The 10,068-nt window shown below is 62.8% G+C and carries 3 protein-coding genes; 2 read left to right on the top strand and 1 reads right to left on the bottom strand.

The window, feature by feature from the left end:
- Window positions 1–162 precede the first annotated feature (162 nt).
- Window positions 163–2,694 carry a hybrid sensor histidine kinase/response regulator gene (locus QMX88_RS17985; RefSeq protein WP_282371680.1) on the top strand — a complete coding sequence of 844 codons (2,532 nt, stop codon included), beginning with the start codon at window positions 163–165 and terminating at the stop codon, window positions 2,692–2,694.
- A gap of 247 nt (window positions 2,695–2,941) precedes the next feature.
- Window positions 2,942–4,357: an MFS transporter gene (locus tag QMX88_RS17980; protein WP_282371678.1), complete on the top strand. Its 1,416-nt coding sequence runs from the start codon at window positions 2,942–2,944 to the stop codon at window positions 4,355–4,357.
- 259 nt (window positions 4,358–4,616) lie between these two features.
- On the opposite strand, the gene QMX88_RS17975 is transcribed toward QMX88_RS17980, so the two are convergent.
- Entirely contained in the window at window positions 4,617–9,890 is a 5,274-nt protein-coding gene (locus QMX88_RS17975) for a DUF4011 domain-containing protein (protein WP_282371677.1), read from the bottom strand.
- Between the last annotated feature and the right edge of the window lie 178 nt (window positions 9,891–10,068).

Genomic DNA, 10,068 nt, shown 5'->3' with positions numbered 1-10,068 from the left:
GCCAGCATGCAGCGTAAAACGCTGGCCGCCGATACGTGCTGGATCAGCCGGCTGGCGCAGTCCCGGAGGGAGCATGGCGCACCTCCGACCTCAGGTCATAACGTTACGTTTGCAGGTGGAAACTTGAAGCATTTGACCCGGGAAGCCCTCGAGGCTGAAGTCATGCAGTTGCGGTCGGCGTTGAAGAAAAGTGAAGCCATGAGGCTGGACAGCCTGTGCACCGGCACACGACCGAACGATGTCGCCGAAGAGGTTGCCGAGCAAGCGATCGAAGACGCTCAGGTCCGCTACCGCCTCGCGGTCAAAGCCACCAACGATGCGATCTGGGACTGGGACCTCAAGGAAAACCATGTCCTGTGGAACGACGCCCTGGAACGGGTCTACGGACATCCGCTCGCCACGGTCGAAATGACCGGCGACTGGTGGATTGCGCAGATTCATCCCGATGACAGGCAGCGCATCGTCACCTCGATCCATGACGTGATCGACGGCAGACAGACCGGCTGGAGTGAGGAGTATCGGTTTCGCCGGGTGGACGACACCTACGCTCAGGTTCTCGACCGTGGGCACGTCATCCGCGACATTCAAGGCAACGTGGTGCGCATGATCGGCGCGATGCTCGACCTCACGCCGATTCGTGACACCGAGGCTGCACTGCGGCAGAGCGAGGAGCGTTTCAGGACGATTCTGGAAACGGTCGAAGCCGCCTTTGCCATCGTTCAGGTCAAGTTCGATGCCAATGACTACCCGATCGACTATTGCTTCCTCGAAGCCAACCCGGCCTTCGAACGTGAGGCCGGGGTCAACCTGCGCGGGAAATGGGTCCGGGAGTTTGCCCCGGACCTGGAACAATTCTGGTTCGATACCTACGGACGGGTTGCCAAAACCCGCGTGCCGGCCACCTTCGAAAGCTACGCCAAAGCCTTCCAGCGCTGGTTTGACGTGCGCGCCGTCCCCGTTGGCGATCCCGCCGAATGTCAGATTGCGATCATCTTCAACGACGTGACGGGGCGGCGTGATGCCGAGGAGCGTCTGCGCCAGAGCGAAGCCATCGCCCGCGCGAACGTCGAGCGGGTGCAGCTGGCCCTGGCCGCCGGGGCCATTTTCGGCACCTGGCACTGGGACTTGCCCAGCAACAGTTTCACCGTCGATGAAGCGTTCGCCCGGGCCTTCGGCCTCGACCCGATGCTGGGTTACGAAGGCCTCAGCCTTGAGCAAGTGGTGGCGACCGTGCATCCGGAAGACCGGGCGGGCCTGATGACGGCAATCGACGAGGCCATCCGTCGCGGCGGCGCCTACGCCCATCAATACCGGGTCCGTCGGGCGGACGGCAAATACTACTGGATCGAGGCAAACGGGCGCGTCAACTTCAGCGAGGACGGTGTTCCCCTCAGCTTTCCGGGCGTGCTGATCGACGTCGAGGAGCGGCGTTCGGTCGAAGCCCAGCGCGACCTGGCAACCGCGGCCCTGCGTACCCTCAATGAGACCCTGGAACAGCGCGTGGCGGAACGCACCGCCGCGTTGATGCAGACCGAGGAAAAGCTGCGCCAGTCACAGAAAATGGAAGCCGTGGGGCAACTCACGGGCGGGCTTGCCCATGACTTTAATAACTTGCTCGCGGGCATCTCGGGCTCGCTGGAGTTGTTGAGTGCGCGGTTTGCTCAAGGTCGTCTGACGGATGTCGACCGCTACCTGACGACGGCCCAGGGCGCGACCAAACGGGCGGCTGCCCTGACCCACCGATTACTGGCGTTCTCCCGCCAGCAAACCCTGGATCCCCGGCCCACCGAGATCAACAGCCTTGTCGAGGGCATGACCGAGCTGATCCAGCGCACCGTGGGCCCCAGCATCAGCGTGCAGACCGTTGGCTCGCCGGACAGCTGCGTGGCACTGGTCGATGCGAGCCAGCTGGAAAATGCGTTGCTGAATCTGTGCATCAACTCGCGGGACGCCATGCAGGACGGCGGCAGCATTACCATCGAAACCCGCTGTCAGTTCGTGGGAACAGCGGAAGCACCGCTGCTGGAGGTCCCCGAGGGCGAATACCTGACCCTCAGCGTGACCGACACCGGAACGGGCATGCCAGCCAACGTCGTGGCGAAGGCTTTCGACCCCTTCTTCACCACCAAACCCATCGGTCAGGGCACTGGCCTGGGCCTCTCGATGATTTATGGTTTCGCCAAGCAATCCGGGGGGCAGGTTCGTATCGCCTCGGTGGTCGGACAAGGGACCACGCTGTCCATCTACCTCCCCCGCTACCACGGAACGCCCAGCGTAAATGAGCTGTACGAACCAGATGCCGCGGCCTCGACAGCGGGCATCGGCGAAACGATTCTGGTCGTCGATGATGAACCCACGGTGCGCATGCTGGTAACCGAGGTGCTGGCTGAACTCGGCTACACCCTCATGGAAGCGACGGACAGCGCCAGTGGCCTGAATCTGCTTCGGTCGGATGTGCGGATCGACATGCTCGTCACCGATGTCGGTCTGCCCGGTGGCATGAACGGACGCCAGATGGCAGACGCTGCGCGCCTGGTGCGTCCGGGCCTGCGGACATTGTTCATCACCGGCTACGCGGAGGGGGCGGCGATCGGTGCCGGCCAGCTCGAGCCGGGCATGCATGTGCTCATCAAGCCTTTCGGCATCGAGACACTGGCCGCCCGCGTGCGTGAACTCATGAACACGCCGATCTGATAGACCGATCTGATAGTCAGCACGGCGGCATGGCCCGATCAGGCTGACGCGGACCTTTGGGCCACACCTCACGGTTTTTCCGAAAAGCCAGCGCCTCCCCCGGGTGACATCTGAAGCCTGATGAGCATGGGGCGGCGATGTTTCGCGTGCAAACATTGACAGCCTGCTGAAACGCTCGCTATACCTACAGCGTTGTACGACGACAGACGATCACAATCGATAACCCCAATAATAAAAAAGTGATGCCATGATCCCGAACGAGTCTACCCACCCCCAAAGCATTACCCAGGCGGCCACCCGGTCCGTCGGCAAATACCGCTGGACGATCTGCGCGCTGCTGTTTTTCGCCACCACAGTCAACTACCTGGACCGTCAGGTGCTCAGCCTGCTGGCACCGGAGCTGTCCACGACGTTTGGCTGGAGCAACACCGACTATGCCAACATCGCTTCGGTGTTTCAGTTCGTCTATGCGATCTCGATGATTTTCGCCGGGCGTCTGGTCGACAGGATAGGCACCAAAACCGCTTTCGTGGTGGCCATCAGTGTCTGGTCCACCGGCGCGGTCATGCACGCGTTTGCAGTGCCGCTGGGACAAGGCATTGGCGCGATCACCACCGCCCTGGGATTCGCCGCCATTCCGGTGTCCATTGCCGGTTTCATGCTGTCACGGGCCGTGCTGGCGGTTGGCGAGGCCGGTAACTTTCCGATTGCGATCAAGGCGGTCGCCGAATACTTCCCGAAAAAAGAGCGCTCGTTCGCCACCGGCATCTTCAACTCAGGCGCCAACGTTGGCGCGATCACGGCGCCCATTTGCGTGCCGCTGATCGCGGCATTCTGGGGCTGGGAATCCGCGTTCATCGTGGTCGGCCTGCTGGGTTTTGTCTGGCTGGGCGTGTGGATGGCGCTGTACGAAAAGCCGGATCAGCAAAAACGCCTGACGGCCGAAGAACTGGCCTATATCCGTAGTGACGAGGTCGAGCACGTCAAGGCGGCCCCGCTGCCGGGCGCGCCTGCGGTCAAGGTCTCCTGGTTCAAATTGCTCACCTATCGCCAGACGTGGGCGTTTGCCTTCGGCAAGTTCATGACCGACGGCGTGTGGTGGTTTTTCCTGTTCTGGCTGCCGACCTACCTGTCGGCGCAGTACGGGATGAAAGGCCAGGCCATCGTGCTTCCGCTGTTCGTGCTGTACAGCATGACCATGGTCGGCAGCATTGGCGGCGGCTGGTTCCCGAGCTACTTCATGGCCCGCGGTGACAAGCCTTATGACGGCCGGATGAAGGCCATGCTGGTGATCGCGCTGTTCCCGCTGGTGGTGCTGTTGGCGCAACCGTTCGGCTATATCAGCTTTTGGGTGCCCGTCCTGTTGATCGGCATCGGCGCGTCCGCCCACCAGGCGTGGTCCTGCAACATCTTCACCACCGTCTCCGACATGTTTCCGCAGAAAACCGTGGCGTCGGTGGTCGGCATCGGTGGCATGGCGGGCGGCCTGGGCGGCGTGGTCATGACCAAGATCGGCGGCTGGGTGTTCGACTACTACAAGTCGATCAACGACATTCACACCGGCTACATGATCATGTTCGCGATCTGCGCCCTCGCCTACCTGGTGGCGTGGAGTGTGATGAAGACGCTGGTACCGCGCCACAAGGAGATCACTGACCTTTAACCAGTCGGACGAAGCCAGGACCCCAATAAACCGGGGCTGAAGCAACAATGTGGGACCGGCTTCAGCCGGGAAGGCGTCAGACGTCACACCTCAACAGTGATGGCGCTTGCACTGGCCTCTTCCCGGCTGAAGCCGGTCCCACTAAAAACCGCGTGCGGTCAGTGAGATGCTGACGATCAGGCGCCTCTGTCACCTCGACTGGCCGCCAGCATTGAGCAAGTAAAACCAGAGTCTGCTAAGACGGGCCGCGGAGATCAATCTAACCAATCGGGGTTTCATTCACCTCGTCGTTAGCCTCAGGTTCCGGTAACGCTGTGAAGTCGACCAGGAGCGGCGCGGTGACGGCCTCATCGGCCCGTTCGGCAGCGCCGTCCCGTCGCGATTCAGCCAGCAGGTCGTTCAGCGCCACGTGCAGCTTCTGCAACGCCCCTTCTTTATCCACCCACCAGTCGGTGGACCACAGCCGCAGCAGGTTCCAGCCCAGGCCGGTGAGAATCGCCCCGCGCACTTTGTCCCGGTCCCGCGCCGTGGCAGCGCTGTGATACGTGGCGCCGTCGCACTCAACCCCCGCCAGGTAATCGCCCGGGCGGTCCGGGTGAACGATGCCCAGATCGATGCGGAAACGTGACACGCCGATCTGCGGAACGACCTGCCAGCCCAAACGCCTCAGCCCTTGCGCGACGGCTTCTTCGAACGGCGAGTCGTAACCGCCCACCGAGCCCTGAACCGCCTCGGCCAGCGCTTTCGGGCCGCGCTGGGCGAACTCGATGAAGTGCTTCAGATCGCGTACAGCGCGGGCATTGGTGCGGTTGAGGTCGATCATCGACGGATCGAACGAGGTGAACACCAGCATTTCCCGGCGGGACCGGGTGATGGCGACGTTGAGCCGGCGCCATCCGCCGTCCTTATTGAGGGGACCGAAGTTCATCGACATCACCGGCGCACCGGGTTCGGTGGGGCCATAACCAATGCCCAGCATAATCAGGTCACGCTCGTCGCCCTGGACGGTTTCCAGGTTCTTGACCACCACCGGCTCGGTCTGAGTATCCTGGAAGAACGGCTCGATTTGTGGGTATTGCTTGCGGGCCGCGTCCAGCAGGTCGTTGATCAGTTTCTGCTGGTCGGAGTTGAGGGTGATGATGCCGATGGAATACCCCGCTGCCACAAACGCAGGGTCGGTGAGGCGCTTGACGGTTTCATCGACGATGGCTTGGGCTTCGGCCTGGTTGTAACGCCCCTTGCCCTTGGCGTAAACGCCCTCGACCTTGCGCCACTCGACGGCACTGGCGCGGGTTTCCGCGGCCGGGAAAGTGATCAGATTGCTGTCGTAGTAACGGTGATTGGAGAAGGCAATCAGGCTTTCATGGCGACTGCGGTAGTGCCAGCTCAGACTGTGACTCGGCACCCCTGCCCCCAGGCATTCGTCGAGGATGCTTTCCATGTCTTCGGCGGTGTCGTCGTCGCCGGCATTCGGGCCACGGTTGAAGAAGTTGGTCGGCGGCATCTGCCGAGGGTCGCCGGCGATGATCACCTGCTTGCCCCGGGCAATCGAACCGATGGCGTCCCACGGCGCGATTTGCGACGCCTCGTCGAAGATCACCAGATCGAACGGCGGCTGGTCGGCGGGCAGGAACTGCGCGATCGACAAGGGGCTCATGAGCATGCAAGGGGCCAGACGATTCAGCGCATCGCCCATCTCGATCGCCAGCTGCCGAACCGGTTTGTGCCGGCGGGACTTCTGCAACTCATGCTTGAGAATGGCAAAGCCGCTGCTCTTGGGAATGTCATTCTTGGACGGAATCAGACCGCAGAGTTTGGCGCGGATATAGCGCACGGTCAGTTTCGCCAGCTCGTCGTCCAGACGCACGAAGGCGCCGATGTCGCTCATGTGCTCGGCCGCCACGAAATTGCGCAGCAAGGGTTCGCCGTCGATGCCCTGGGTCGCGAACCAGTGGGCATAAGCCGTGACGAAGGTGTCCTCTGCAGCGGACGGCAACAGGCTGCCGGTTTCCAGTGCCTGAGCCAGAGTGGCCAGGCCGGCCTCAGTTGCCTGTTGGCGCACCCGGCACCAGTCGCACCACGCCTTGAGCTGCTCTTCGTGCTGCTGGATGGCGAGTGACGTGGTCCGAAGAACGGCCACGCTCGGGTGAGTCTCGGTGGCCGTGCCGGCTAGGCCGGCGAACGACCGCGCCGCTTCCTCAAAGCGCGACAGCGCCTGCTGCAACGTCAAGCAGGCGGAAGCGATTTGGCCGCTCGGCGCCAACATGTCGTTCGCCTCGATCACCAGACGCGCCACGGCGCCGCGCAAGGCAACCAAGTGCTCGGGTGATTCCGCCAGCCCGATCAGCATGCCGCGCAGACGCTCGGCCAAGGTCACGGCCTGCAGCGTTCGCACCGGGTCGCTGGTCATGCCTTTCCAGCCGGGCATCGATTGCATGTCGCTGGCCAACCCGTCCAGCTCCAGTAGCTGAGCCTGCAGGCGTTCAAAAATGGCGAGGTCGCCCAAGGTGTCCGGCAGGCCCGCCGCGCCACCCAGAGAGGCCAGCTTCTTCGCCACCTTTTTCTTGGCAAACGTCGCCAGAAACCAGAACTTGCCCTCGGCTTCATGCCACTCGGTGCGCAGTTGCGTGACCGGCACACGACGGCACGCTTCATCGGCGTAATCCAGGGACAGGGTTTCTTCAAGCTCCCGATAACTCTCGATCAATTGGCAACTGCGCCGGGCCGCTTCGATGCGCGCGGCAGCATCGGGTGCAAAGGCAAATGACAGGTTCAGGCCGTGGGATTCAAGAATCAGGGCAGCCAGGTCATTCAACTGCTGGACCTGCGCCACTTCAGCAACCGGCAACGGCACGTGGGTCAGACCCAGGAGCCGCTCGCTGGCGGCGTTCAACTGATCAAGGGCTTGGGGAATCTCACGGGCAACGCTGGCGATCTGTGCCTGCCAGGCGTTCGACCATTGCGTCTGCGCCAGGGCGCCGAACTTGCCTGACAGGTCGCGGGCGGCGCTGCCGTTGAGTCCCAGGCGACGGGCGAGATCCAGCAACCCGGCGTACTCGGTTCCATCGTGTTGTGTGCCCGTTTCCCAGCCTAGCCTTGGCGTCTGAGGGCTGTGGTCGCGAACCACCCGACCGATGGACTGATGCAGGGTCAGGCCGTTATCCCAGCGTCGGTGCAGCACATCGACCAGTTGGTTGAGCCGTGAGCGCAGGGTCTGCAACCGCGCGGCTTCACGTTCCCATTCCTCGGCGCTCAGGGCCTCACTCACGTCCCAGGCGCGGTCCAGTTGCTTGAGCACTTCAACCTTGGACGCCTTGCTGGAATGCAGCTCCAGACAGAATTCGCCAAGGCCCTTTTCAGCCAAACGACGAAACACCACGTCAAGGGCCGCGCGTTTCTCGGCCACGAACAGCACACGCCGGCCGAGGGCCAAGTTGTGGGCGATCATGTTGGCGATGGTCTGGGACTTGCCGGTGCCGGGTGGCCCGTCCATGACGAAGCTGTGGGTGTTGGCCGACGCCACCACCGCGGCCACTTGCGACGAGTCGGCCGGCAAGGGGGCGAACAGCTGCGCCGGCGTGACGGTCGCATCCAGACGCTCGGGGCGGGGAAATTCGGCCGAACCGGAAAAGCCTTCACCCGCTGCGTCGGGGTCCAGCAGATGCTTGACCAGAGGGCTTTGCAGCAGCTGCGCCGCGTTGGCGTTCAGGTCTTTCCACATCAGGTATTTGGCAAACGAGAAGGTGCCCAGCACCAGCTCGGTGCTGACCTCGAAGCCGGGTACATCGCGCACCGCCCGGCGCACGCTGTTCCAGATGCCGGCCACATCAATGCCGCTGCCATCGCTGGGCAGCTCACCGTCCAGCCCGGGAATCACCAGCTCGAAATCGTGGCGCAGCAGCTCAAGCAAGGTCAGGTTGAAGCGCGGCTCCTCGTCGAGCAGGCTCAGGGTGACCCCGGACGAGGCGCTTTTGCGCTCGAGCTTCACCGGCAGCAAAATCAACGGCGCGGAATAGGTTTTCGGGTCGTCGACGCTTTTCTTCCACTTCAGGAAGCCGATGGCCAGGAACAGCGTGTTGGCACCGCCTTCCTCGATATCGCTGCGGGCCTTGCGGAACAGGTCGATCAGCGTGGCTTCCAGCTTGACCTTCTCCAGACTGGCCAGGACTTCGCCGCGCGCCAGCGCCTGACGGGCCACCTCGTCGACCAGGCTTTCATTGTTCTGCTGCTCATACAAGGCCTCATCGCGGCCGCTGCTTTTCAAATCGGGGACGGCCACCACGCGAATGCGCTGGCCGCTGGAGAGCAGGTCTTCCAGGGCCGCCGGATCGGGACATAGCAGGCGCACGCCTTTGGCGCTGTCCGGCAAATGCAGCAGACGATTCCGGGTGGTCAGATCGAGCAGTTTGCGTTGCCACAGGGTAAGTTTTCCGGCCGGCCCCGAGGCGTCTTCATTGATCTCGACATCGAACCCCGGCAGCGACGGCGCTTCTTCCAGCCCTTCCGCCACGGGCGGTGCTTCCTCGGCGCCATCGACTGGAACAACCGCTGACACCAGCGCCATCGGACGAATCTTCTGCATTCGTGCGCGGTGCACGTCGATGGCCATGATGAACTGCTCATCGTCGAGTTCCCGCTCGGCGGCGGCCACCGCCCGGGAAAAACTCGGCGCGGGTGCCTGGGTCGCGAGGGTCGTCTCGAAGACCAGCATTTCTTTCAGGTCGAGACGCTTGCGCACGGCCGATGCTTCATCGGTCAGCAACTGGGAAAATTCCTGAGGCTGCAACCAGACGCCGGCGAATGCGTGACCCTTGGTCATGACCAGCAACGCATTCAACCCGGCCTGCTCCAGCGCTGCCGCGAACAGCAACGCGGTGTCGAGGCAGGTCGCGACGCCGTTTTCCAGCACCACGCTCGGTGGCCTGATCTTCTGGCCCTGCTGCTCGAAACTGGCGGGTGGCAACGCATAGCTCAGTTGAAAGCTGCACACCCCCGACCAGATGGCGGAAGCCAGTTCCCAGGTGCGCGTGCGGGATTTGCTTTCGTAGCCGTCGATGCCGTCTTTCTTGCCGGCACGGCGCAGGACTTGCGAGGCGGCTTTAAGCACCCGGTCTACTGCGGGGTCATTGGGCATGCAGAACGCGGCGAGCAGTTCCGGCATCGCGCTCAACCCGCCCCATTCAGTGCGGGCCAGGAGTTCGGTGGGGAAGCGCTGCTCGACGAGCACCGCCTCGCCCCGGGACACGCGCAACACCACGTCGGCGTTCAGGCTTTCGGTCAGACCGGACAGGTAACCGGCGTTGAGCTTGATGTCGCGATCAGGGATGCTGAGGCGATCACCGGGATGGATGCGATCAATATTCCAGCTTCGGCTTTCAACGAACTCCGGGTCGGTGCTCAGGGTCAGCACCAGGTCTTCGAGGGTGGTTTCTTCCTGGTTCCAGAGGCTCAATTCACGCACGAGGGGAACAGCATTCTGGTGGGAGGCGAAGCCGATCTTGCGGGCGATCAGCGCGTCAATCTTGATGTTCATTCACAGGATCCTGAAGCTACGAGCGCTGGCCCCATGAGGGGCGCGCCAAATGGCGCCTATAGTCCATGAGTAATCGACGCTTGTGAATGTGTTTATCGGTCAATCAGCCCGCCGGGCATTTTGCAGGGACGCCGCCGCAGCGGTCCGCCACGCCCCGGCTTGCGGCTCGCGCGAGGGC

The sequence above is a fragment of the Pseudomonas sp. PS02290 genome, from assembly GCF_029960075.1.
GTDB lineage: Bacteria > Pseudomonadota > Gammaproteobacteria > Pseudomonadales > Pseudomonadaceae > Aquipseudomonas.
This window is presented reverse-complemented; position numbering and strand designations above follow the sequence as displayed.